Source organism: Anaeromassilibacillus sp. Marseille-P3371, assembly GCF_900169665.1.
Taxonomy (GTDB): Bacteria; Bacillota; Clostridia; order Oscillospirales; family Acutalibacteraceae; genus Anaeromassilibacillus.
This window is the reverse complement of record NZ_LT835157.1, coordinates 3,485,358-3,486,558: the sequence shown is the minus strand read 5'-3', so window position 1 is coordinate 3,486,558 and position 1,201 is coordinate 3,485,358. Positions and strand designations below refer to the sequence as shown.

Genomic DNA, 1,201 nt, shown 5'->3' with positions numbered 1-1,201 from the left:
CCTGACAGCTGCGTCCAAGCAACTGATTCGCGCATCGGACGTCAGCAATTTGAATACCGCCATTGAAAAGGCGGAAGAAATCAAAACGGACATCGAAGCGGGCAAATACCTGCCGGACGGACAGGAAGCGTTCCTGGAGGCATTGGAAGCTGCCAAGAAGCTGGACAAGGATTCCCCACAGGCAGAAGTGGACCAGGCCGCGAAGGATCTGTTGCAGGCGATGTCGGCCCTGCGCAAGAAGGCGGACAAGACGGAACTGGAAGAGTTGCTGAAGGAAATCAATGCGCTCGATCCGTCGAAATATACAGCGGCAAGCTATGCAGCAGTAGCAGAGGTCAAAGAGGTTTTGAACGCGTTGATGGCGGATGACAGCCTGGACGCGGAGGAAGGCCAGAAGAAGATCGATGCAGCTGTGGCGCAGGCACGCGAGGCACAGAACAACCTGGTGAAGGTTGATACCAATAAGCCGTCCAAGGGCAGCAGTTCTGGCAGTTCTTCTGCAAACGCGAACAATTCCTATGGGGCCGGCGGTGTGGTGTCCGCAGGTCAGAATGTAGCGGCAGTTGGCGCCTATGTCCGCAGCGATACGACGGTGAACTTTACCCTGAAACGCGGGCAGGCCTATTGCTTCAAGATGACGGTGGTAAATGGAAACAACCAGACGCCGAGCTTTACAGTGGGCAACGGCAGCGTTCTCAAGACGCAGTTTGTGGCGAAGGTTGGGAACGATTACTACTACAGAGTCTATGCAACCGGCACCCCGGGCCAGAGCACGGGCGTTTACACGACCCTGCCGGGGCAGAACGCAGTGAAACACTGCACAGTGGCCATTGGTTAAATACTGGACACTTGTAAGGAACATAAGTCATCCGATCAAGTAACAGTTGATCAGAGAGCCTGCGCAGGAAACACTGTAGGTACGAAAAACGCGCTGTGCGTCCATCGGTTTGAAGCACGAGTACCGGCATAATGCCGCCGGGCAATGCTCCAGTAAAGCATTGTGCAGTGACGATTGTGTAATCATGGACTGGACGCCGGAATAAGAGGGAAGGTTTCTTCCTGATAAACAAAGGACCTAATCCTGGGGATTCCCAGGATTAGGTCCTTCTATGTTTGATTCATCTATTTTACGCTATGGCAAGTTAGTGATGCCGGCCACTGTGAAGGCTTCTGCTTGCTCCTGTAGGACTTCCCCTGTGGA

The 1,201-nt window shown here is 53.7% G+C and carries 1 pseudogene; it reads left to right on the top strand.

Annotated elements, in window-relative coordinates:
- A pseudogene (locus B9Y59_RS16890) lies at positions 1-838 on the top strand (hypothetical protein); the annotation flags it as partial.
- Positions 839-1,201 lie beyond the last annotated feature (363 nt).